Annotated in this window: 23 protein-coding genes; 10 read left to right on the plus strand and 13 right to left on the minus strand. The window is 35.0% G+C overall.

From position 1 onward, the window contains the following. Positions 1 to 5 precede the first annotated feature (5 nt). Both dnaE and RCH13_RS01430 read left to right on the plus strand, forming a co-directional pair. Positions 6 to 4652: a DNA polymerase III subunit alpha gene (gene dnaE, locus RCH13_RS01425; protein ID WP_326985423.1), complete on the plus strand. Its 4647-nt coding sequence runs from the start codon at positions 6 to 8 to the stop codon at positions 4650 to 4652. Positions 4653 to 4832: 180 nt separating this feature from the next. Continuing rightward, positions 4833 to 5495 (plus strand): response regulator transcription factor, encoded by a 663-nt coding sequence (locus RCH13_RS01430; protein WP_326985424.1) that lies wholly within the window; start codon positions 4833 to 4835, stop codon positions 5493 to 5495. 58 nt (positions 5496 to 5553) lie between these two features. On the opposite strand, the gene RCH13_RS01435 is transcribed toward RCH13_RS01430, so the two are convergent. From RCH13_RS01435 to RCH13_RS01480, 10 genes are all read right to left on the minus strand, one after another. Then, positions 5554 to 7065, minus strand: a complete 1512-nt coding sequence (locus RCH13_RS01435; protein WP_326985425.1) for a carboxypeptidase-like regulatory domain-containing protein — start codon at positions 7063 to 7065, stop codon at positions 5554 to 5556. 6 nt (positions 7066 to 7071) lie between these two features. Next, positions 7072 to 8460 carry a CsgG/HfaB family protein gene (locus tag RCH13_RS01440; RefSeq protein WP_326985426.1) on the minus strand — a complete coding sequence of 463 codons (1389 nt, stop codon included), beginning with the start codon at positions 8458 to 8460 and terminating at the stop codon, positions 7072 to 7074. A gap of 12 nt (positions 8461 to 8472) precedes the next feature. Continuing rightward, complete coding sequence (locus RCH13_RS01445) at positions 8473 to 8868, minus strand: curli production assembly/transport component CsgF (protein WP_326985427.1); 396 nt, start codon at positions 8866 to 8868, stop codon at positions 8473 to 8475. A 17-nt stretch (positions 8869 to 8885) separates the two neighbouring features. Beyond that, entirely contained in the window at positions 8886 to 9623 is a 738-nt protein-coding gene (locus RCH13_RS01450; RefSeq protein ID WP_326985428.1) for a CsgE family curli-type amyloid fiber assembly protein, read from the minus strand. A gap of 15 nt (positions 9624 to 9638) precedes the next feature. Further along, positions 9639 to 9983, minus strand: coding sequence for a hypothetical protein (locus RCH13_RS01455; RefSeq protein ID WP_326985429.1), 345 nt, complete (start codon positions 9981 to 9983; stop codon positions 9639 to 9641). A 138-nt stretch (positions 9984 to 10121) separates the two neighbouring features. Further along, positions 10122 to 11018 (minus strand): hypothetical protein, encoded by an 897-nt coding sequence (locus RCH13_RS01460; RefSeq protein ID WP_326985430.1) that lies wholly within the window; start codon positions 11016 to 11018, stop codon positions 10122 to 10124. A 284-nt stretch (positions 11019 to 11302) separates the two neighbouring features. After that, the gene (locus RCH13_RS01465) at positions 11303 to 12142 is read right to left on the minus strand and encodes an arsenite methyltransferase (RefSeq protein WP_326985431.1); all 840 of its coding nucleotides are present in this window, start codon (positions 12140 to 12142) and stop codon (positions 11303 to 11305) included. 21 nt (positions 12143 to 12163) lie between these two features. After that, complete coding sequence (locus tag RCH13_RS01470; RefSeq protein ID WP_326985432.1) at positions 12164 to 12493, minus strand: ArsR/SmtB family transcription factor; 330 nt, start codon at positions 12491 to 12493, stop codon at positions 12164 to 12166. A 285-nt stretch (positions 12494 to 12778) separates the two neighbouring features. Further along, the gene (locus RCH13_RS01475) at positions 12779 to 13072 is read right to left on the minus strand and encodes a caspase family protein (RefSeq protein WP_326985433.1); all 294 of its coding nucleotides are present in this window, start codon (positions 13070 to 13072) and stop codon (positions 12779 to 12781) included. A 182-nt stretch (positions 13073 to 13254) separates the two neighbouring features. After that, on the minus strand, positions 13255 to 14157 hold the full coding sequence (locus RCH13_RS01480) for a CorA family divalent cation transporter (RefSeq protein ID WP_326985434.1): 903 nt from the start codon (positions 14155 to 14157) through the stop codon (positions 13255 to 13257). Between the two features lie 90 nt (positions 14158 to 14247). Between RCH13_RS01480 and RCH13_RS01485 the strand changes: the two genes are divergently transcribed. Next, on the plus strand, positions 14248 to 15270 hold the full coding sequence (locus RCH13_RS01485; protein ID WP_326985435.1) for a 3-oxoacyl-ACP synthase III family protein: 1023 nt from the start codon (positions 14248 to 14250) through the stop codon (positions 15268 to 15270). A 27-nt stretch (positions 15271 to 15297) separates the two neighbouring features. Here the strand turns inward: RCH13_RS01485 and RCH13_RS01490 are convergent, their stop codons facing one another. Beyond that, positions 15298 to 15483, minus strand: coding sequence for a hypothetical protein (locus RCH13_RS01490; RefSeq protein WP_326985436.1), 186 nt, complete (start codon positions 15481 to 15483; stop codon positions 15298 to 15300). 135 nt (positions 15484 to 15618) lie between these two features. On the opposite strand from RCH13_RS01490, the gene RCH13_RS01495 reads away from it, so the two are divergent. Continuing rightward, positions 15619 to 15789, plus strand: a complete 171-nt coding sequence (locus RCH13_RS01495) for a hypothetical protein (RefSeq protein WP_326985437.1) — start codon at positions 15619 to 15621, stop codon at positions 15787 to 15789. A 105-nt stretch (positions 15790 to 15894) separates the two neighbouring features. Here the strand turns inward: RCH13_RS01495 and RCH13_RS01500 are convergent, their stop codons facing one another. Both RCH13_RS01500 and RCH13_RS01505 read right to left on the minus strand, forming a co-directional pair. Beyond that, entirely contained in the window at positions 15895 to 16737 is an 843-nt protein-coding gene (locus RCH13_RS01500; RefSeq protein ID WP_326985438.1) for an isoaspartyl peptidase/L-asparaginase, read from the minus strand. Positions 16738 to 16809: 72 nt separating this feature from the next. After that, complete coding sequence (locus tag RCH13_RS01505) at positions 16810 to 17697, minus strand: cyanophycinase (protein ID WP_326985439.1); 888 nt, start codon at positions 17695 to 17697, stop codon at positions 16810 to 16812. Positions 17698 to 17892: 195 nt separating this feature from the next. Between RCH13_RS01505 and cphA the strand changes: the two genes are divergently transcribed. From cphA to RCH13_RS01535, 6 genes are all read left to right on the plus strand, one after another. Beyond that, positions 17893 to 20523, plus strand: coding sequence for a cyanophycin synthetase (cphA, locus tag RCH13_RS01510; RefSeq protein WP_326985440.1), 2631 nt, complete (start codon positions 17893 to 17895; stop codon positions 20521 to 20523). Between the two features lie 158 nt (positions 20524 to 20681). Further along, a complete protein-coding gene (gene dnaX, locus RCH13_RS01515; RefSeq protein ID WP_326985959.1) occupies positions 20682 to 21767 on the plus strand; it encodes a DNA polymerase III subunit gamma/tau in 1086 nt (361 codons plus the stop codon). Positions 21768 to 21877: 110 nt separating this feature from the next. Beyond that, positions 21878 to 22363 carry a hypothetical protein gene (locus RCH13_RS01520; RefSeq protein WP_326985441.1) on the plus strand — a complete coding sequence of 162 codons (486 nt, stop codon included), beginning with the start codon at positions 21878 to 21880 and terminating at the stop codon, positions 22361 to 22363. A gap of 44 nt (positions 22364 to 22407) precedes the next feature. Next, positions 22408 to 23475, plus strand: coding sequence for a chorismate mutase (locus RCH13_RS01525; RefSeq protein WP_326985442.1), 1068 nt, complete (start codon positions 22408 to 22410; stop codon positions 23473 to 23475). Positions 23476 to 23535: 60 nt separating this feature from the next. Continuing rightward, a complete protein-coding gene (rsgA, locus tag RCH13_RS01530; RefSeq protein WP_326985443.1) occupies positions 23536 to 24462 on the plus strand; it encodes a ribosome small subunit-dependent GTPase A in 927 nt (308 codons plus the stop codon). 171 nt (positions 24463 to 24633) lie between these two features. Next, positions 24634 to 25053, plus strand: a complete 420-nt coding sequence (locus RCH13_RS01535) for a nucleoside-diphosphate kinase (RefSeq protein WP_326985444.1) — start codon at positions 24634 to 24636, stop codon at positions 25051 to 25053. Positions 25054 to 25117 lie beyond the last annotated feature (64 nt).

Below are 25117 nucleotides of genomic sequence, written 5' to 3' on the forward strand. Positions count from 1 at the left end.
CTTTAATGTACTTAGTTTTTGATACTGAAACCACCGGTTTACCTAAAAATTTCAACGCTCCCTTAACAGATTCGGACAATTGGCCCAGAATGGTTCAAATTGCGTGGCAGCTGCATGCGAAGGACGGAACATTACTGGAAAATCAAGACTATATCATCAAACCAGAAGGTTTTGACATTCCCTTTTCTTCTCAAAGAATACATGGAATCTCTACAAAGATGGCCACTGAAGAAGGCCGTGTTTTGCAAGATGTTTTGCGAGAATTTCAGCAGGTATTAGATAAAGCTGAAGTGGTTGTGGGACACAATATCATTTTTGATAATAACATTGTGGGAGCGGAATTTTTCCGAAAACAAATCAGCAATTTTTTAGCTGAGATTGCAACAGCCGATACCATGAAACTTGGTACAAACTTTTGTCAACTTGGTGGTGGGAAAAGTGGAAGGTACAAGTCTCCGAAGTTAGAAGAACTCTACGAAAAATTATATGGGGAAAAATTTGACGAAGCGCACAATGCTGCAGCCGATGTAAATGCTACGGCGCAGGTTTTCTTTGAAATGATGCGTGTGGGAATTATTCCCGCTACAGAAATTAAGCTAAGTACAGCAGAACTTCAGAATTTCCGGGAAAATCAATCCATTCCCATTCAACCTTTTCCAATTGTTATTCGCAGGCAAGTTGCAGATTCTAAGAAAAAAAAGAAAGCATCTTTTGATACGTCCGAAGACATTGAAATTGGCAGCTATTTTAATTTTCATAACCACAGCATTTATTCCTCTCTTCAGGCTTCCTCTCATTTGCAAGACTTAATTAAAAAAGCTTTAGATAATAATTTCCCGGCGGTTGGCTTAGTGGATTTAGGAAATATGATGGGCGCTTTCAAATTTATTTCTGAGGTCGAGAAAACAAACAAGGGGATCAAAAATGCGCACGCAGAATATTTGGGAAAAAAGAAAAAAGCAGAAGTGGAAAGAAGTGATTTTTCAGAGATTGAACCTCGGAAAGAACCACTTATTCCCATCATTGGGTGTGAATTTTATGTTTCTGGAAGACCAGATCAGAAGCAATTTACCAAAGATGACCCCGATCGCAGAACGAACATGGTGCTTTTGGCAAAGAACTTTAAGGGCTATAAAAACCTTGCGAAACTCTCCAGTTTAGGATATGTGAACGGTTTTTATTTCGGAGTTCCAAGGATATCTAAAAAGATGATTGCAGAATACAAAGAAGATTTAATTGCCGTAAGTTCTGGAACATTCGGAGATATTCCGAATACTATTTTGGAATTTGGAGAACAAAAAGGAGAAGAAGTTTTTCAATGGTGGAAAGATACTTTTCAAAATGATTTCTATGTGCAGCTTCAAAATCATGAAATTGAAGAAGAGCAATATTTAAATGATGTTTTGTTGACTTTCGCGGAAAAGCATGAGGTGAAAATTTTGGCCCAGAATGAAACATTTTATACGGAAAAATCCGACGCTCATATTCAAGATATTCTGTACTGTATCAAAGATGGAGAAAAATTAACTTCACCTGTTGGTAAAGGTTTTGGAAAACGCAGAGGTTTGCCTTCGCAAGAATTTTACATCAAAAATACAGAAGAAATCAAGCAAAGTTTCCGACAGTTTCCGGATGCTTTTGAAGCTTATGATGAATTTTTTGAAAAGTTTGAATCCTACACTTTAACACGTGATGTGTTACTGCCAGAATTTGCAATTCCAGAAGAGTTTTTGAGTGAAGATGATAGAACTGATGGTGGTAAAAGAGGAGAGAACGCCTATTTAAGATTTCTCACTTATGAAGGTGCTGCAAAAAGATACGAAACCATTACGGATGAAATTAAGGAGCGATTAGATTTTGAATTAGAAGTTATCGCCAACACGGGTTATCCCGGTTACTTTTTGATTGTACAGGATTTTTGTAATGAAGCCAGAAATATGGGAGTTTGGGTGGGTCCAGGTCGTGGTTCCGCGGCGGGATCTGCAGTGGCTTATTGTACAGGGATTACGAATGTAGATCCCATTAAATATGACTTGCTTTTTGAGCGATTTTTGAATCCAGAAAGGGTTTCAATGCCCGATATTGATATCGATTTTGATGATGAAGGACGAGATAAAATCATCAAATGGGTCGTAGAAAAATATGGAAAAAATAATGTAGCCCAAATTATTACCTATTCCGTTTTAGGCGGAAAATCAGCAATTAAAGATGCGGGCCGGGTTTTGGATCTGCCGATTTTTGAGACAAACAATATTGCAAAATTGATTCCTTCTACACCAGGAATGAATATCGCGAAAGCCTTTGCGAAATTTGACAAACTACAGCCCGAAGACAAGGTATTGGCGCAGGAAATGAAAGACATTTTAGCCAATCCAAAAGATGACCGCTTTGATGTTCTCTCTGCCGCCCAAAAAATGGAAGGTTGCATTAGAAATACGGGAATTCACGCGTGTGGAGTCATTATTACGCCCGAAGATATTTCTAATTTAGTTCCCATCACCATCGCGTCAAAAGATGCAGATATTTTGGTATCTCAGTTTGACAATTCCGTGGCAGAAAATGCAGGATTGTTGAAGATGGATTTCTTGGGTTTAAGGACTTTGACCATCATTAAACACGCCATTAAACTGATCAAAGAAAAACATGGAATAGACATCGATCCAGACACAATTCCTTTAGATGATTTAAAGACTTTTCAATTGTTCAAAGAGGGTAGAACCGTGGGTATTTTTCAGTATGAAAGTCCTGGAATGCAAAAATACATGCGCGAGCTGAAACCAACAGAGTTCGCGGATCTCATTGCGATGAATGCTTTGTACCGTCCTGGTCCAATTAAATATATTCCAAATTTTATTAACCGGAAAAATGGAGTAGAAGAAACGGTTTACGACCTGGAAGAAACAGAGGAATACTTAAAAGAAACCTACGGAATCACGGTTTATCAAGAACAGGTAATGTTACTTTCTCAGAAACTGGCGAACTTTACGAAAGGTGAAGCCGATACCTTGCGGAAAGCGATGGGTAAAAAACAACGCGATGTTTTGGATAAAATGTATCCTAAATTCATTGCAGGTGGAAAAATAAATAATCTTGACGAAACCAAACTCAACAAAATATGGAAAGACTGGGAAGCTTTCGCGGAGTATGCTTTTAATAAATCTCACTCTACTTGTTATGCCTTAATTGCTTATCAAACTGCTTATTTAAAGGCGAATTATCCGGCAGAATACATGGCAAGTGTCATGTCTAACAATATCAATAATACCAAGCAAATCACTTTATTCATGGAGGATTGCAAAAGTATTGGGGTTGATGTTTTAGGTCCCGATGTGAATGAATCGCAATATGCTTTTGCGGTGAATGAAAAAGGACAAATTCGTTTTGGTTTAGGTGCGATTAAAGGCATTGGGGAAGGTCCAAGTGAAGCGATTGTGAATGCGAGAAAAGCGGGACGGTTCAATTCTGTTTACAATTTCTTCGAGCAAATTCCAAGTTCGCAAATGAACAAAAGAGTTGCAGAAAGTTTAGTAGTAGCAGGCGCTTTCGATGAAGTAGATGGTTACCATAGAGCACAATATTTTGACATCGATAATAGTGGAAAAACGAATATTGAAAAATTAATTCGATATGGTCAAAGTTTTCAAGACAATATCAATGAAATTGAAAATTCTTTATTTGCAGATTTCGCGGATGAAGTGAAGATTGAACCACCGAAAATTAATCCTGCAGTGGAGTGGCAAAATATGCATAAACTCAACAAGGAAAAGGAAATTATTGGCTTTTATTTATCTGCTCATCCGCTTGATGAATATAAATATCAATTTCATTTTATTCAGGGTGCACTGAGCAAAAAGCATATTTTAGAGGGTAAAAAAGAGGAACTTATTGAGTTAGAAAATGTAATTGTTCCCCTTGAAGATTTGGATTCCGATGATGAAATTTTAGATATTTCTCCAGAGGTAATGGCGGGAGAGGAAGAGCTTTTGATTGAAGAATTCACGAAAAAAGTGGAACCAAAAGGTAATTTCAATTTCCTTAATTTGGATGAAATTGATTCTTACAAAGACAATGTTTTCGCCGTGGAGCAGCCAGATTTATTTAATGATGACAAACTCAGCTGGAAAGATAAACAAGCAATCCGTAACAATACGCCTGAATTTATGGTTGCAGGATTAGTCACGGAATATACCGTGAAGGATGGAAAAAACAGTGGAGAAAAATTAGCATTTGTAAATTTAGAAGATTACAGCGGAAGTTATAGTTTTCGTTTAGGCGACCGCGATTACATGAAACTTCGGGATAAAATTGATGTGCAGCGTTTTGTAATTTTCAAAGTCAAATTTTCTAGCGCGAAAGATGGACGAGTTTTCGTGAATGTAGCAGAAGTGATCGATTTAAAAGATGCCTTTGAAAAATTTGCAAAGCAAATGACCGTTGTTTTAGACATTAATGATTTACGCAGAGAAGATATTGAATTCTTTAAAAATAATTTTTCTGAAAATAAAGGAGAGCACAAACTCAATTTTTATGTTAAAAATCCTACTGATGAAAGCCAGATTGAGTTGAAAAGTTTACAAACCTCTGTCAATGTGAATGGTGATTTAATAGAAATTTTTAATGATTTGCAGAAATATGAAATTTTTCTGAATTAAATAATAGCATATACCAAAAACTTGTTGTTAAAGTGATATAAATAATTAATTCATAATCATTTGTAATGGATGGTTGTGAAATTGACGAATTTTATATTCTCTTTTATTTAGTTAAAAAAGGGTGAATTTCACATTTTTTAAACTGTTTATTTGATTATATTTGAATAAAACTACAACACAATGAGGTTAAAAATTATTATTTATGATAATCAACAGCTAAATCTTGATTGCATGAAGTCTTGCTTAGAAAAGAGCACTGTAACAAAAGGCTATGAAATTTTAATATTTTCAAATTTTAGTGTGCTGTCGAATCATTTACTTGAAGAAGACTGCATCTTGCTAATCAATACATCTGGCGCGAGCTGCCAAGATATTAGTTTAGAAGTTGAGCGGTTTTTAACACTTAATCCTTCTCTCAAAATTTTGATTCATGCTTTAAATCCAGATGCAAAAATGATAAAGAAGCTTTTTGACAAAGGAATAAAGGCCTATTTGGGTAGCACCTGCTCAATCGATGAATTTTTAGTAGCATTTAAACATATTATTAAGGGAAAAATTTTTGTAAGTGATCAGATAAAAACAATGTTGATTGATTGTTTATGCCATGCGGAACAAAATCACCAAAATTCTACAAGTCACCAAATTGCAGGAGAAATTACAAATCGCGAGAAAGATGTTTTACAACTTATATGTGACGGCTTACGCTCTAAGGAAATTGCAGAAAAATTATTTATTAGTGCCAATACTGTAGAAACACATAGAAGAAATATGATGCTTAAATTTAATATCAACAAATCTTCCGTACTAGTGAAATTTGCAATGGAAAATCATTTAGTGGAGTAGTAAATTTCATATAAAAAAAAGAGTTGAAGATTTTACCTTCAACTCTTTTTAGTTTAATTTATTCCCAGTCTGGCATCTCTGCTTCTGGAAAAATTATTTCTCTAAGATATTCTATATTGGTTGTGTTGAAAGTCAATTTAAATATTGATTTTTCCGAAATTCCATCATTAGATGTATTGACAAAGATTACCTCAGCATCATTTGGAGAAAATCTTGGATCTAAATCATTCGAGCCCAAGGGTTTTCTGCTTAGCGTTGAAAGGTCTACATTTGTATCTGAAGTCAGATTAAACATAAAAATTCTAGAATCAAGAATTCTGTGGTTAGAATTTTCGTAACCAGAAAAATCACGAGTGTAAAGAAGACGTTCACCAGTAATAGAAAAATTAAGACCACCTGCAGCGCCATTTTCGCCAGTAAGAACTGTTTTTAAAAGATTTCCAAGTGGATCAATAATCAATATTTTAACATTGTAACCATCTACATCATTTGTTTTGATGGCTATTTTTGTACCATCATTGCTCCAGTCACATTCCGTGATAAAGTTTCCGTCTGCAGTAGTGTAGATTAAATTAAGACCGCTTCCATCTTTATTAATCCTATATAATTTATTGAAGCTTGGATAAATTAGTTCACTGCCATTAGTTTTCCATGAAAAATCTAGATCTTCATAATTGTAACCAAGAACAGGTTGTGTATTTGTAACCTGCAATAAATTTGAGCCGTCTTTTTTGGTAGTGAAAATTTGCGTGTTACCAGATACCGTTCTTAAAAATGCAATTAGATTAGCATCATTATTTAATTTAGGTCGCCAACTATTTACAGTGGAAGGAGTAAGTTGAAAATTTTGTCCAGCTGCATTACTTGAAATAATGAAAAAATTTGAACCTGATTTTCTAACAAAATGAAATCTATTATTTGGCTTATCTGAAACTTTAAATTGCCGAATTTCACTATAAACTTCTGGGTTTAGTGCATCACTAGCTGCAATTTGCCAAAAATAAGTAACGCCATAAATTAAATTTTCTAGCGTATAACTTTTTGTTTTTACATCTTGTTTTTCAAAAACGGTATTGTTCAGACTGTTTTTTACAATAACTCGAAACTTTAATTTAAGAGAATCTGCAGGGTCAGGATCGGTACTTGCCCACGTTAGATTCACAGATGTTGGTTGATTGTCTGATAAATCACCTGGAGTTAATAGTTGGGGAACCGAGGGTGGAGAATTCAATGAATTGTCATCTGACATTTCAAAAACAAGTGTTACCGTGCCTTCTGTGGTAACATTCACCCCTTGAAAAGTAGAAAGATATCCTGTGATTTCTGCTTTTACAGAGTAATCACCAAGTGGGACATTTTCCAAAATAAAAATTCCATCCGTACCGCTGAAAACAGTTTGAGTAGTAGGAGATGTATATATTTTCACATTTGCCAATGGCGTGTTTGTTCCTCTCTGCACAACTTTTCCAGAAATTGTGCCTGTGGTAGATTTTCCTACCAAATCTTCACTGCAAGAATTACAGCAAAGAAAAAGAAGAATACTTATTAAAATCAATAATTGAGTTTTCATAATTTATTATTTTTTGCTGAATTTATTGGCTTGCTTTATATAGAAATTAATTCCAACTCCTAAATGTAGTGCCTGATCATTGATTTTACCATTCGCAAAATCATCCCAAGTGTCATCAAATCCTACGTCATATTGCGCATTGAGTCTAATTGCTAAATTAGACCCAATTAAATATTCTAAACCACCGCCAATTTGGTACTTAAAGAATTTTTTGCCATTAAACGTAGATCCAAGTCCAACATAGGCATAGGGAGAAATACTAAATTTTGGTAATAGGAGATATTCTATGTTTATATCGGTGTACATAAAATTATTCTTGACAATTCCCTTATTTTCTAATGTTTGAAATCCAACGCTTAATTCTGCATTAAAATGTTCATTAAGAAAATATTTAAAACCAGCTTTAGCTCCAATATTCATTTTAGGATCTTGATAATCACCTTTGATTAGATCGCCATTCGCCATTAAGAAAAGTGAAGCTTTAGTTCGTTCTTTATCTTCGAATTTGTTGCCGACTAATTGACTGGTATTTTTGGCTTGCTCTGCATGATATTTTTCTAAAAGTTTTGTAATCTCCTTTTCATGCCTTGCCTCGATCCGGAATGTACCGTCTTCTATACTTTCTAAAATTAAGCTGTAAACCGCTTTTTCAATTGCTTGCGTTACAGCTAAACTTACGGGTTCATTCTGGGTAAAACCCATTTCAGCTTCTAGAATTCTATCCGTATCGATATACCTAAAAAAGCTTCCATTTACAGTAGTAGAAAGAATGTTTTTTGAAGTGTAAATAGTCTTCATAATTTCCCCAGTCATACTGGAAACCACTCGAACGTATACAGTAACCCGATCTTGGCGATATTGAGTTCCGCCGCCAATTCCGAAATATCTTGCACCAATTCCACCGGTCATCACATTAGTGTCATATGAAATAATACCACCTTCTAGCAAAATACCAGCATAGAGTAGTGGTGGTAGTTGATCACTAATAATTGTTTTGCCATCTTTTGCAACTTCATATTCTTTTCTTGTAGAGCGAATAATTTGTCTTTCGTTTAACAGGTTTCCAATATTCTCTCTTTCTATAGGTCTGAACCATTTACTATCTTCCAGGGCTTTCAACAATATAGATGTGGTACCCTGTGGAATTGCTGTACTCCAATTACTGCCATTTTCGGCCAATTTGTATTGTCCGGTTTGGTCTTTAAATTTATAAACTCCTATTACTATTTTTTCATCTGGTGCTGGTAAATCTTTAAGTTGTTTGGTATAAGGCGTCATTTCTCCAAGTGTGGAAGGTTCACCTTCCGCAGGAAGGTTCATCATCGTGCTGCAACTCATAAAAAAACGTAATAGAATAAGGAGGATTATAATTTTGATTGTTAATAGATATTTCATGATATTAATTCTTTAGTTCGGGATTATAATTTCTGATTGTTCACCTGTTGTTGTATTTAAAATTTTTACTATTAATCCTTTGTCTGTCTGTGTAACTTGTATGTACATAGAACCGAAAGTGTAATTTCCCGGTTTTAAATTTCCATCTCCGAATTGATCACCAAAGAGTTTTGAGGACAATTGACTTAGCAGCTGCCTGTTTAAACTTTCTGTAAAGCTGTCTAAACTACTTTCCCGATCAAAGGAAGAATTTACTCCCTTAAATTGATTTTGAGTTACCGCTGAACTCAGAAGCCATTGGTAATTAAAGGTATCACCGCCAAAAGCAGGATTTATTGGTTTGTAAGAAAACTGCTGCGCTGAAGCGAAACCAGTCCCTAATACCAAATAAAAAATAATTGCGTTCATCACTCTTTTAATTTTAGTTAATAAATAAAACCCTTGTCTTCAACTTTTCTATCATCATTGAATTTAATTAGTTTCTCAAGCGTTTGTTCTACGGCATTTTCGATGTAATCCTCATCTGGTCGAGCCATGAAAGCGAGAATGTTTTCATCATCTGCAAAAATTTGCAATTGGGTATTATTTCCTGTAAAACGAACTTCTGTAACACTTACTCGAAAATTAAACACTATAGAATTCACTAATAATAAAGAATATAGTCTGCTGTAAAAATCATCTCCTACTCGGGTTTTTGTGTCATTAATGACAACACTTTTCATCATCATACTTTCCTCATCCGTTTTTTTTTCATAGGAAATATTATCTGCAAAACTCTTCGTGTTCATTTCTAAACTGTCCTTTGCGATAACTTTCATCGTTTTCTCATCTTTAATAAAGAGGTAAACTTTTAAACCGTCTTCTTTGTTCACATTAATAGAAATTTCCGAAAGAATTCTTGTTTCATTCGGAAGTAGAGTGAATTTGTTTTGCTGCTGAGAGGACGACATATTTTTCTTTCGGTCTTTTTTTACAGCTAAGAATATGTAATTAAGTGATTGATGAACTTGACTCTCATTTTTCACCACTGCTTTAAGATTTAAGCTGCCCTCTAAATTATCGGTATCAATTGTTGCAGTTATTCCTTTTATATCTTGTGCATCTATGAAAATGGTAGAAAATGTAAAAAGGACAATACATAATTTGAAATTGAAATTTTTCATATGTAGATTTTTAAGTTAATAATGTCTCACGAATATCATTTTGTCATTTGATTTTAGATTGATTTGCATCTCTTTCGAATTGCTATTGTTTCCGGTCACATCAATATAATTGTTACTTCCTTCCACATTTACCTTTTGATTATTCTCAAGATTTAGGTTCGTGTTGGTAAGTTTGGTTGTATTAAAATCTCCAGTTTGCCGAATAATCAAATCACTTTTTTTACTTTTATCATAGATTGAAGCTCGATTATTGTTCCCTACCTGTATCACCGCTGTTTTGGAATGAGATGGAGTTAATCTTGTAGTTGAGTTTTCAAGTAGCTGCAAAACGTTTAGGCTATTAATTGTATTAAAGTTCAAATTTTGAGCTTTAATAAGATAACTGCTAAAAAACAGCAGTATTAATATAAAATTTTTCATGATTACATATTTGGATAAAAGGGAGAAACTATTAAATAGTCTCTCCCGAGGGTGAATTAATATCAGGTGATTAGGCTATTAACAACCGTCTCCTGAGCCTGAGCATCTTGGGTCTGGCATTTCTGGTGCGTTACAGCAAGAATCGCCGCCACTACTATTTGATGTTTGGAAAATATCTTGAGAATTATTATTCCCAATCTGCATTCCAACATGATCGTGTTTGTCACCTATTTGCAATACTATGATCTCATTATCACAGCCGTCTTGCAAATCTTTTGCATAATTTTTATCTCCTCTTTGCGTTTGTTTGATTGTATTATCATCTCCAATTTGTTCAGCAATTAATATATTATCATCACCAACTTGTTTCTGAGTAATTTTATTATCATAACCTGTTTGTTTTGCTTTAGCACTGTTATCATCACCATCTTGACTTTGAGTAATCACATTATCTGCTCCGTTTTGCCAGGTGATTGCTTTGTTATCATCACCTTTTTGCGTTTGTTTTGCGGAGTTGTCATTTCCATATTGTGTAGAAGTTGCCTCGTTATCATCTCCATTTTGGTCTTGTGTGATTGAGTTTCTGTTACCGCATTGCATTGCATAAACAGAATTGTCATCTCCTTTTTGTTTTTGAATTACAGAGTTATCTTTACCATATTGTTTAGTAGTCGCGTCATTTCTATTACCTTTTTGCCAAGTATCATTAGAATTTCTTTTTCCACTTTGATAAACTAATTCGTCATTTCTATTTCCTTGACTCCAAGTTACATTTTCATTTTTTTCTCCGTACTGAGAAACGTCTGCTTCATTTCTATTACCTTTTTGAGTGATTTTGTCAGAATTCTGTTTACCGTGCTGATCAACGTTTGCCCGGTTAAGATTACCTAATTGAGTTGTTACATCATGGTTATTTTGTGCATAACTAAAAGTAACTGCCATAAGTGCGATTGCACTTGCTAATAATTTTTTCATGATTAAAAAATTTTTGGTTGTTTTGTCTTACAAATGTAGATTCATAAGCAAAGTCAAAAATCCCATGAAATAATGAATTTGTAAAAATCATTAGAAGTGACTAGAATCATGATTAAAACACCGCAAAAAATACAGTGTTTTAACGCTTAAAAAAATTTAAGAGAAATTATTACCTGATGGAAAATACAGAAAGTATTGTATTAATATTATAACTAATCTTAAACAAAAAAACCACCGAAAAGTGGTTTTAACAGTTTAAAAGATGGACTTGTATTTTTCCCGATTTAACAGCAACCAGATTCTGGTGCGCAGCAAGATTCGCTTTTTACGGCAAAAACTGTGATACTGAAAATCTTTGTATCAGAATTTTTGTAGTCTTGAATTTCCGCATTATTCAGGTAATTTTTTAGAATATCATCTGGAATGATGATGGCTTTTTCTTTCTGAACTACCATGTTTTTAAATCCAGAATTTTTGATGATGTTTAAATAATCGTCCTTCTGAATTGCACTTGCCACACATCCTGCATACATTTCTGCTGCATTTTTAATTTTTTCGGGTAATTCTCCCTCCAAAACAATATCCGAAATTGAAAAGTGGCCCGTTGGTTTTAATATTCTAAAAACTTCAGAAAAGGCTTTCTGTTTGTTTGGTACTAAATTCATCACGCAATTACTCACCACAACATCCGCAACATTGGCAGTCATTGGAATATTTTCTATATCTCCTTGTCTAAACTCTACGTTTTGATATCCTAGCTGCAGCGCATTTTTCTTTGCTTTTGCAATCATTGCTTCTGTAAAATCAATGCCAATAACGCGTCCATCTTCGCCTGTTTCTGCACGAGCAATAAAGCAGTCATTTCCAGCACCACTACCTAAATCCACAACCGTATCTCCTGGTTTTATCTTGGCGAAATTAGTTGGTAATCCGCATCCTAGACCTAGATCTGCGTCCTTTAAGTATCCCTGAAGCTCATCATATTCTTCAGACATTATATTATAAACTTCGGTGCTGCAACCACCTGCACCACAACAGGAACTTGCATTAATTTCTTTGTCTTGCAAAGCAATTTCGGAATATTTTTGCTTTACCATTTCTTTAATCTCCTCGTTTGTTTCCATCTTGATATTTTATTTAATATATTAGCAACAGCTTTTTTGAGATTCAATTTTTTTTGAGATTTGACCGATAAAATCCTCCATTTTTTTAAATGTTTCTGGATTTAGACAATAACAAATTGCTTGTCCTTCCACAGTTCCCTGTATTATTCCCGCATTTTTTAACGCTTTCAAATGTTGAGAAACGGTCGCTTGCGCCAATGGTAACTCTGCCACAATATCATTGCAAATACAAGTGTCCACGGACAACAAATATTCTACAATGGCAATTCTAGCGGGATGAGCCAAGGCTTTAAGTAAAACAGCAATTTCATTTTGCTCTTCTGTAAAATGTTCAGTTTTGGTAATTCCCATCTTCAAAAAATATTATTATCCATTTCATATTGCAATATTACGATATATTTTTTTGATAAGAAAATTTAGAATTTAATAGTCTTGCTAAATTCTAAAAATTCAAATACAAGGGGTAATATGAAAAGTGCAAAAAAGTAATTCAAGTAATAAGGTTTTTATTCCAATTTGGCAACAATCCAATAAAACAAGCAATTTTTCAGCTTTAATTTCATTTATTTTTTCCGAAAAAACAGACCCTTTCAACATGGTTCTTTCCTTTTGATTTGGGGCAAAGCCGCTTGTTTTTTAGTAGTACATAAATTCAGAAGGAGAATCAACATCTGGAACTTGCAAGCCATGACCAGAATAGTAAATGATAACCGTAAAATTTTTTTGACTCTTAGATTTTAACATGAGCTCATCTAAAGCCGAGATGATATGTTCTTTGGTCGCATCTTTTTCTACCAAAATTGTTATATTTTCAGGAAGATAACCGCCATTTTCTGGATCGGAAAGGATCGTATTGATTGCAATGGCGTCTGCTGTAGTGGCCGGTAAATCTTCGCCGACACCAATGATGAGAGCAAAGAAATTTTCCATAATAATTTACATTAATCTGGTGAAGATCATTAAATTAATGAGTGGAGCGATTTCTGTGGCAGAGGTCCGTGAAGTATTCATAATAAGTTGGTTGTTAGTTACTTAAAAACAATACTTAAAGTCGATAAAAGGGAAAGGAGTCCGAAAATAGGGTGATTCCTGCATTTAAAAAGTAAAAATTTTTACCAATGCTTTTTGCGCACATAGAAAAAAGTCAGCAAGGCAATTACTGCCATAACTCCCAAAACTATAAAGTAGCTTAATTGATAGTGAAGTTCTGGGATATTGTCGAAATTCATTCCATAAACGCCGGCAATAAAAGTGATTGGAAAAAAATACATGGAATATATAGCGAGAACCTTCATTACTTGATTTGCCTTTTGATCACTCAAGGCTAAAGACATCGAAAAGAGACTGGTTATTTGAACATTAAGATGTTCAAAATCAGCAACTACATCTTTATGTTTATCCTTTAAATCAGTAACCTCGGCTTCTTCTAGCTTCAAAGATTTAAATTTATCTACCCAATCTGCGGAGATACTCAGAATTCTAGTGTTGAGCCCAGACTTTCTTTTAAGTGTAAATAATCTTCTGATTTGATGGGTGCTGTTGGTATTCTTTAAAAATATTTCATTTTCAATATGATCCATTTTTTCGAGAAGATTTTGGGATTCATCATCAAAGGATTTCATCACCTTCAGCGCCAATTGAAGCGCGATTTTATCTGGCGTAAACTCTTTATTTTCTGCAATTAAAATTTCTTTCCGAAATTCATATACGCTTCTATTCCGCATTCTGTGTACCGTAATAATTAAATTTGGGAAGAGAAATACGCCTAATTTTGTGGAAATATCACTGATCGTATTGAGATTAGACCGCTCTAATTCCGTATTTTCCCGCATCAAGAAAAACTTAAGCAAATAATCCTGCTCAAATTTAGGCAGGTGATTTGGGTCAATGGTATCCTCTAAAAAAAGCGTATTAATTTGATATTTCTCATGCAGAAATGCCAAATCAATTTCTGTAGGGGATTCTACATCAAGCCACTCACAATGGTCATTTTTAAATAAATTTTCTATGGGCATTTTAGAATTTTCCTTAAGTTTCTGAAAGTGTAAAAATAACTTATTATTATGTTTCAAATATAATTTATCTTTGTTTAAATTACAGATTTTATGATAAAAAGTACAATAAAAGGAATTGGTCATTACGTCCCAGAAAATGTAGTGACCAATGATGATTTATCTAAATTAATGACTACTAATGACGAATGGATTACGGAAAGAACAGGAATTAAAGAAAGGCATCATCGTAAAAACAGAAATGATTCCGAAGAAACTACCGCTTTTTTAGCTTTTAAAGCTTCAGAAAAAGCTCTAAAGATGGCCAATCTCACGGCTAAGGATATTGATTACATCATCTTCGCTACGCTTTCTCCAGATTATTATTTCCCGGGTAGCGGTGTTTTATTGCAAGAAATGTTAGGCTGTGATACCATAGGTGCGCTGGATGTAAGAAACCAATGTTCTGGTTTTGTTTATGCAATGAGTGTTGCGAATGCTTTCATCAAGTCCAAGATGTACAAGAATATTTTAGTCGTAGGTGCAGAAGTTCATTCTTTTGGTTTGGATTTTTCTGATGCTGGTCGAGGCGTTTCGGTTATTTTTGGTGATGGAGCAGGTGCCGTAATTTTATCAGCATCAGACAAGGAAGAAGATGGAGATATACTTTCTGTAAACATGCATTCTGAAGGAAAATATGCAGATGAATTATGTACTAAATTTCCGGGTTCAAAATTCGGTTGGAGTGATAGAATGCGTTTGGAGCCAGAGAGTGTTACAGATGCTGAAATCTATCCGGTGATGAATGGCAATTTTGTCTTCAAACATGCCGTTACACGATTCCCAGAAACAATGAATGAGGCTTTAGAATCTGCCGGAAAGACAATTGATGATCTGGATATGTTTATTCCGCACCAGGCGAACTTAAGAATTGCGCAATTTGTACAAAAGAAATTTAATTTGCCAGATGAAAAAGTGTTCAATAACATTCAAAAATTTGGAAATACCACCGCAGCTTCTATTCCAATCGCATTAAGTGAAGCCATAGAACAAGGTAGAATTAAAAAAAATGACCTTGTTTTATTATCCGCTTTCGGAAGTGGATTTACGTGGGGTTCAGTTTTATTTCAGTACTAAAAAAAAGCGTCAATTGACGCTTTTTCATTAATCGGTTTCCTCTTCCACAGCATCTTCTACATCAGTAGAATCACTCATGGCAGCTTCTGGAACGCCTGCATTTCTCTTTTCTACATTATGTTCCTCTTTAAATTCTTCTCTTTCTTCTTTTTCCTGTGCACAACTCGCGACAAAAAAAGCACTTAAAATTGCAATTGCAAATAATTTTTTCATGTTTACTGATTTTTTAATTGGTGATTCCTTTGATCAAAAATAATGCAATTCTTTTAATTGAGGTTAATATGCGGTATTAATATGCGTAAACTTTACACGTCATTTCCAAAAACTGAGTTCTATTAAAATTGATTGATGTCCCTATCATCCTTTTGGAGCGGAATAATTAATAAGATTGGCGTCGAAAAATGTCGTTTTGTAAAACCTCATTTAAAAGGTGCAATCTACGGTGAACATGGAGATAATCCAGAGCCCGTAAAATTCTGCAAAAAATTGGGATTAAAACGTGCGTTGCTCTCCGTTTAGACTTCCGATTGCAAGATTAGCTGCAGTGCAAAGTGCGATTGAAGAAATATTATTTATTCTCATTTTTTTTTAAAAGAAAAATGCTTCAAGAATTTGAAGTAGTTTTTATTTAAAGATTTCAAAATTTTCTCCATCAAAACTGGCAAAAACCATGGTCGGATGCGAATCTTGGTGGAAAATATTTCCGTCTTTATCAATGGAAATTGCTCCGGCAAATCCGTCTATATCTTTTAATTCTGAAAATGTTTTTTCAAAAGCTTTTTCAATGGACATTCCGTCCGTAACACGAATTACAATTTTCGACGCAGTGGAATTACTCACAATATCTTCACCCACTCCGGTGCAACTTACCGCACAAAATTGGTTCGCGAAATTTCCTGCAACCGTCGCAGAATCAGAAATTCTACCCACAATTTCAAAACCTTTTCCACCCGTAGAAGTTCCTGCTGCTAAATTTGCATTCGAATCTAGTGCAACACAACCAACCGTTCCTTTACCTCCAGTTTTCAATTTTTCTTCAAATTCTTTTCTGCGTTGTGGAATTTCCGTAGAGAAATCTGCAAAGTTATATTCCAAAGCATATTTTTTCGCCCCAATTCCGCCCAAAACACGGTCGTCTTCTTTCATTAAAACCTGCGCAACTTCAATTGGATTTTTTACATTTTCGATGTTGATGACGCCAGAAAATTTCTGAGTTTCGCCATTCATTAAAGATGCACTCATTCTGATTTTTCCATCACTTTGAATTTGAGAGCCAATTCCTGCATTATACAATTGGTCATTTTCCAAAAGTGATACTGTGTAAACTACCGTTTCTTCTGCAGTGTGAGATTTTAAATAATCAAAACCTTTTGATACAATCCCTTTTAGGGAATTTTGTTTTGCGGTTTTAACTTCCGAGCTCTGATCGCTTTCGGAGAAAAATCCGCCGTGGATAATAATTTTCATGAAATGGTAAATTTTATGACGCAATCTACTACTCAAATAGTTATGCGAAAATGAGAATTAAAATGATAAAGTTTAAAGATTCTGCGGAATCGGATTGTATTGAGAATTCACGATGGTTAAATCTTTCGTTTTCAAATCGTAAAAATCATTTTGAGACATCACGTGTACAATCAAATTATCAATAGAAATGGGTTGTCCCAATTCAATATTTGTCAAATTGGTATCTTTAATAAATCGACCATCAACCAAAATAACCAGTCCAGATCCGATTGCGGTCATACAATCTCCGTCAATGTAAAGGCCAGTATCTTCACCTAATCCAATTCCTAAAGTTCTTGGATTATTCACAACTGCTTGAAATAATCGACCAATTCTACCGCGCTGCACAAAATGCGTGTCTACAATGACGTTCTCCATAAAGCCTAAACCTTGAGTGGTTTTAATTTCTCCTTTTAGTAATGCCTCATGACTAGAACCTTGGTAAATCATATTTTCAGAAGCTGCAGCAGCACCCGCAGAAGTTCCGGCGTAAATAAAATCCTGTTCCTGATATTTTAATAAAATAGCATCATGAAAGCGAGTTCCGCCCAAAATAGAAGTTAGCCGAAGTTGATCACCACCCGTAAACATCACTACGTCTGCAGCATTTGCGCGAGCTAAAATAGGGTCGCCATTCGCTTGTTCTCGATTCTGGATATCCAAAATATTCACATTCTTCGCTCCTAAAAACTCCAAGGCTTTTTTATATTCTGGTCCAACAATTTGGGGGATTTGGGAGGCGGTAGTTATAATTTCAATTACAGAATTTTCTTTTAATCTAGATTCGTCTATGATTTTACGCAAAATACCGCGTTCAAAGAAATTGAGATTTTTTTCTACATTCTGATCGTAATCGGTTTCTGCAAAACTGCCTTTATTCACGGCTCCGCCGATAATCATTAATTTTCCTACTGGTCTCATACGCTGCAAATTTAAAAAAATTATCTATGGGCATTGACTTTCTTTTTGAAATATTGGATAGAATTGATAAATATGGATGATTCAAAATTATTTAGGCTCTACTTATTTCGGTGAAATATTATTAATTATTGAGCATTTCTTTTATCTTTGATTTTAAATACTAAGAATTACCAACGCAATTTACCAGAGAATAATATGAAAATTGAAAAAATACAGGTTCTAAAAGGTCCAAATATTTGGAGCATTCGTCGCAGAAAATTAATTCAGATGCGTCTTGATTTGGAAGAAGTTGAACATTTACCTACCAATAAGATTGAGGGTTTCCGAGAAAATTTGGAGCGTTTAATTCCCTCTTTAATAACGCATCGCTGCTCGGAGGGAGTAGAAGGTGGATTTTTTCAGCGTGTAGAGATGGGAACTTGGATGGGACATGTTATTGAACATATTGCCTTAGAAATTCAGACTTTAGCGGGAATGGATGCAGGTTTCGGACGCACTAGAGAAACAAAAACACCTGGAATTTACAATGTAGTTTTCAGTTACATCGAAGAGAATTCTGGAGTATATGCTGCAGAACAATCTGTTGAAATGGCGCAATGCCTTATCAATGGTCAAGATTATGATGTGAATTTATGTGTGCAAACGCTGCGGGAAATGCGGGAACGGGAACGGTTGGGTCCCTCTACAGGAAGCATTGTAGAAGAAGCGGTGGCAAGAAATATTCCTTGGATAAGATTAGGTAAAAACTCATTGGTTCAACTAGGTTACGGTGTTCATCAGCAACGTTTTCAAGCAACAATTACGGGGAAAACAAGTTCCATTGCCGTAGATATTGCGTGCAATAAAGAACTGACCAAAAAAATGCTTGATGATGCTGCAATCCCCGTACCTACAGGTGATTTGGTAAGTGATGAAGAAAATTTACAAAGGGTAATTAACAAAATTGGATACCCAATTGTTTTGAAACCTTTGGACGGTAACCATGGTAAAGGTGCCTCCATTAATGTTAAAGATTGGGAAACGGCTAAAGAAGGATTAATTCATGCGCAAAATTATGGTCCCAGAGTAATTGTAGAAAAATATATTACAGGCTATGATTTTCGGGTTTTAGTCATTAATCACAAAATGACGGCGGCGGCTAGAAGAGTTCCGGCACATATTGTGGGAGATGGTGAAATGACCATCATGGAATTGATTACCAAAGAAAATTTAGACCCAAGAAGAGGATACGGACATGAAAATGTTTTAACGGAAATCTTAGTAGATAAGGATACAAACGAGCTTTTAGAAAAATTAAATTATACTTTAGAAAACATTCCTCAACGCGGAGAAATTGTTTATTTAAAGTCTACCGCTAATCTTTCAACTGGTGGAACTTCCATTGATGTAACAGATTTAATTCACCCAGAAAACGTCACCATGTGTGAGCGGATTTCAAAAATTGTGGGATTAGATGTTTGTGGAATCGATATCATGGCAGAAAATCTAACGCAACCTTTAAAAGAAAGTGGAGGGGCGATTTTAGAAGTGAATGCAGCGCCCGGTTTCAGAATGCATCTTGCACCAAGTGAAGGTTTGCCGAGAAATGTTGCAGCTCCAGTTGTTGATATGCTTTATCCGCCGGGAAAACCATTTAGAATTCCAATAATTGCGGTAACAGGTACAAATGGAAAAACTACCACAACACGTTTAATTGCTCACATTGTAAAAAATAATGGCTACAGAGTAGGATTTACTACATCTGACGGAATTTATATTCAGAGCACCATGCTGACAAAAGGTGATACTACTGGTCCAATTTCCGCGGAGTTTATATTGAAAGATCCAACCGTAGAATTTGCAGTGTTAGAAACCGCAAGAGGTGGAATTCTTCGATCAGGTTTAGGTTATTCCTATTGTGATATTGGTGTTTTAACGAACATTAAAGAGGATCACTTAGGCATGAATGACATTCATAACTTAAAAGATTTGACTAAAGTTAAGCGAGTAGTTTTAGACGCCGTAAAAAAAGACGGTTGGTGCGTTTTAAATGCAGATGATGAATACTCAATGAGGTTAATGCCCGATTTAGATTCTAAAATTGCACTCTTCAGCTTAGACGAAAATAATCCACATATTGTAAAATTTGCGAAAGAAGGTAAAATTACGTGTGTTTACGAAGAAGGATTTGTTACCATAAAAAGAGGAGACTGGAAAATTAGAATTGCAAAAGCGAACAATATTCCCATCACCATGGAAGGCAAAGCACGCTTCATGATTTCGAATGTTTTGGCAGCCAGTTTAGCAACGTATTTACATGGCTTTGAAATTGAAGATATCGCCAATTCCATGCGAACTTTTATTCCAAGTGCTATTTTAACACCTGGAAGATTAAATATATTCAAATTCAAAAAATTCCATGTTTTAATTGATTTCGCGCATAATCCTGCTGGTTATGAAGCCATAGAAGATTATTTGAAAAACGTGGATGCTACTAAAAAAATCGGAATTATTTCTGGGGTGGGTGATCGCCGAGATGAAGACATCAAAGAATGTGGAAAAATTGCGGGTAGAATGTTTGATTATATCATCATCCGAAATGAAAAGCATTTGCGCGGCAGAACTGAAGAAGACATTAATGGATTAATCATTTCCGGTATCCATGAATCTGGGCGAGATGTAAGTTATGAAAGTATTCCAAAAGAAATTGAAGCCTTAAAACATGCCATGAGTATGGCGGAAGAAGGGACCTTTATCACGGCATTAAGCGATGTAGTTTCTAATGCGATTGATTTGGTTCAAGAATATCAAAATAAAGAAATTTTAGAAGAAGGGAAAATTAATTAGATACCATTTTATATAAAATCAACTGTTCCCAAAATTAATTTTTTGGGAATTTTTTTTAAAATCAAAATCTCTTTTTGCTTCCCTTTTTTAAGCAATTAACCTCGAATAAAGCGGGGCAAAAATTTTATTTTCTCATTAATTTACCTATTTTTGACCCAATGGAAAATTTCGTGGTTTCTGCTAGAAAATACCGTCCGCAAGAGTTTGATACTGTTGTTGGGCAAAACCACATTACCGATACTTTGGAACATGCCATTGAAGAAAATCAAATGGCTCAAGCGCTCTTGTTCTGCGGACCAAGAGGAGTTGGAAAAACAACCTGCGCCCGGATTTTAGCAAGAAAATTGAATGAGCGTGATGGCTCTACCTCGGACGATGGTTTTGCGTACAATATTTTCGAATTAGATGCCGCCTCTAATAATTCTGTAGAAGACATTAGGGAATTGACGGACCAAGTTCGTTTCGCGCCACAAGTCGGCAAGTACAAAATTTATATTATTGATGAGGTTCACATGTTGTCCTCCAATGCCTTCAATGCATTTTTAAAAACTTTAGAAGAACCTCCTGCACATGCCATTTTTATCTTGGCAACCACAGAGAAGCATAAAATCATTCCTACAATCTTATCAAGATGTCAGATTTATGATTTCAAGAGGATTGCTATCGAAGATATTCAACTTCATCTAAAGAAAATTGCGGATAAAGAAAATATCAAATATGAGGACGATGCCTTATTTTTAGTCGCCCAAAAAGCGGATGGGGCTTTAAGAGATGCCCTTTCAATTTTTGATCGTCTTTCCACTTTTACGCAGAAAAATATCACCGTAGAAAAAGCCGCTGAAGTTTTAAATATTTTGGATTATGACCAATATTTAAATATTGTTGATCTTGCAGAAGTGAATAAAATCCCTGACGTTTTATTTGCCTTCAATGAAATTGTGAAAAAAGGATTCGACTCTCATATTTTTATTGCAGGTTTAGGAAATCATTTCCGAGATTTAATGATGGCGCAAAACCCTCAAACATTGAGTTTAATCGAAGTTGGCGACAAGACCAAAGAAAAGTTTTCTGCCCAAAGCAAAAAGTGGAACGCTCAACAATTAATTGATGCGATTGAAATTTGCAACCATGCAGACATTCATTATAAGAATTCTAAAAACCCTCGTTTAACAGTAGAAATTGCTCTAATGCAACTCTCATCTTTAACTGCTAATGAGGCAGCTCCTAAAAAAAAAAGTTTCTGATTTTAGCACCGCTTCTTCATGAAGTTGCGAAAATTATAGAGAAAACTCAACCTTCACTTCCCGAAAAAACTGAAGTTAAAGAGCCACCTGTAGCGTTGGAAAAACCAGTTTTGATTACTGCGAAACCCATTTCTACGCAGAAAATTCCTTCTAAGTTCAGCATCCATGCGGCTTTAAACAAAACTGAAGAGGCTGAGAAAGTAGAAACTGCTGTGGAAAATGAAGTTTTACCCAGCAATCATTTTACCGAGACTGATTTGCAAAAGGAGTGGGAGATTTTTTTAAAAGATTTGCAGAAAAAAAACAGTCTTATTTACAATGCGATTAGTTTTTTTAAACTCAGAAAAAAAGATGAAAACACGGTAGAGGTTACTTTTCCCTCTGATTCAGCGCGGCAAGAATTTGATAAAATTCGCGGAGAATTTTTCAATCATTTCATGCACAAGGTCAATCATTTCAATCTAGCCGTAGAATTTAAAAATGATGTTTCCTTAAAAAAAGAAATTGTAACAAAACGAAAGATTTTTGATAAATTTGTAGAGATAAATCCTGTATTAAAGGATTTAGATGATCTATTCAAATTTGATTTGAGCTAAATCAAAATATATTTCCCCTTAAAATTAACAAAGTAAAATCCTAGATGGAATTAAAGAATTTAGAAAATAATTGGGTTAAAGAATTTCCCACACCACTTATTATTGCAGGACCATGCAGCGCAGAAAGTGAATCTCAAATGCTAGAAACTGCAAGAAGAATAAAAGAATCAAATGCTGATGTTCCCATTTTTCGCGCAGGAATCTGGAAACCCCGAACAAAACCAAACGGTTTCGAAGGAGTAGGAGTAATTGGTTTAAACTGGTTAAAGAAGGTTAAAGAAGAATATGGTTTTAAAACGGCTACCGAAGTTGCAAACGCGCATCACGTTGCCGCAGCTTTAGAGGCAGATGTAGATATTCTTTGGATTGGAGCCCGCTCTACCGTTAATCCTTTTACCATTCAAGAAATTGCAGAAGCATTAAAAGGCACAGACAAACCTGTCTTGGTAAAAAACCCAGTCAATCCCGATTTAGCATTATGGATTGGAGCTTTAGAAAGGCTAATTGGACAAAATGTAACCAACTTAGGGGTTATTCACAGAGGTTTTTCTACGTATCAAAAAACGAAATACAGAAATATTCCAAATTGGCAAATCGCTTTAGATTTTAAAAACCAATTTCCTAATATTCCCATGTTGGTAGATCCATCTCACATTTGTGGCAACAGAACTAACTTGGCAGCCGTTGCGCAAGAAGGTTTAAATGTTGGTTATGAAGGAATGATTATAGAAAGTCATTGCAACCCAGATGAAGCGTGGAGTGATGCTTCCCAACAAATTACACCTGAAGTTTTAGCAGATTTAATCGGAAATTTACAAATAAGAAACTCAGATATTTCTGTCTTCGATGATGAAATGGGGCGCCACCGTACTTTAATTTCTGATCTAGATTTTAACTTGATTGAATTACTCTCTCAAAGAATGAAAATTTCAGAGAAGATTGGAACTTTGAAAAAAGACAACAGTATCGCTATTTTTCAACCAGAAAGATGGAAAGTGATCACAGAATATGCGAATCAAAAAGCTGATGAAACTGGAATGTCACCAGAATTTATAGAAAAGGTTTTTAAAGCGATTCACGAAGAATCCATTGAAGTTCAAAATAAAATCTAAAGTTCTTACTAACATTTCTCATTTTATGTTGAACTCTCCTTTTTCCCCAAATAATAACCAATGAAAGGACTTATCATTAAATCCACCGGAAGTTGGTATCAAGTTTTAGAAGATGAGACAGGAAAAGTTTACGAAGCTAGAATCCGGGGGAAATTTAAATTGATTAAAACCAGGTTGACCAATCCGCTGGCGGTAGGTGATTTTGTAGAATTTTCTTTGGAGCAAGATGATGTAGCATGGATTACGCATATCGCTCCGAAGAAAAATTATTTGATCAGGAAATCAACCAATCTTTCCAAAGAAGCCCATATCATTGCTTCTAACATTGATATTGCATGTTTTATTTTCACGCTAAAATTTCCAGAAACTTCTCTTGGTTTTTTAGATCGTTTTTTAGCTTGTTGTGAAGCCTACAATATTAAAACCTTAATCCTCTTTAATAAGATGGATGTACTGAATGAGGAGGAAAAGGAAATGGTAGAAGCTGTTGAAGGATTGTACCAAAATATTGGGTATGAAACTTTAGAAATTTCTTCTTATTCCAAATTAAATCTGAATGTTTTAGAAAACAGAATCAAAGATCAAGTATCGGTGTTTTTTGGACATTCTGGAAGTGGAAAATCAACCCTAGTTAATGCCATGCAGCCCACTTTGGATTTAAAAACCTCAGAAATATCTTCGGTTCATCAAAAAGGGAAACACACCACTACATTTGCACAGATGCATTTTTGGGATTTTGGTGGGAGCGTTATTGACACTCCTGGAGTTCGAGAATTTGCAATGATTGATGTGTTAAAAGAAGAGATACAGCATTATTTTCCAGAAATTTTCAAGACTGGAAGAGCGTGTAAATATCACAATTGCATGCATATTAATGAGCCAAAATGTGCAGTACTAGAGAGTATTGAAGCCGGTGAAATTGAAGAATCACGCTATATTACCTATCTAAAGCTCATGGAAGAAGCAGAGGAAATGGAACAAAAGTAAAAACCCAGCCGAAGCTGGGTAAAAACTAATAACCATGAAAACTCAAATTAAACATGAGAATCGCGTTGATTTTTACAATATCCGTGCCAAAAAAGGCGTGGTCTGTGCAAAATTTTATGCCTGTGGACTTAATTAGTTTTTGTACTTTTGCGCCACAATAAAACAAGATATATGTCAGGTACAATTACATTCACCATGATCAAGCCAGATGCAGTTGCAGATGGACATGTTGGTGCTATTTTAGGAAAAATCGCAGAAGCAGGTTTTAAAATCAAAGCTTTAAAGTTAACGCAGCTTACTCTTGCAGATGCCCAAAAATTTTATGAAGTTCACGCAGAAAGACCTTTCTATGGGGAGTTAGTAGATTTTATGTCTTCTGGACCAATTGTAGCAGCAGTTTTAGAAAAAGACAATGCAGTAGATGGCTTCAGAACTTTGATCGGGGCAACCAATCCAGCAGAAGCTGCAGAGGGAACCATCAGAAAAATGTTCGCAAGATCTATTGGAGAAAATGCAGTACATGGTTCAGATTCAGCTGAAAATGCTTTAATCGAAGCGCAATTTCACTTTTCTGGGAGAGAAATTTTCTAAATTTTTCTTTAAAAACTTAATATAAACCGTCTCAAATTTATTTTTGAGACGGTTTTTTTATTAT

It is taken from the genome of Chryseobacterium sp. MP_3.2, from assembly GCF_035984805.1.
Taxonomy (GTDB): domain Bacteria; phylum Bacteroidota; class Bacteroidia; order Flavobacteriales; family Weeksellaceae; genus Kaistella.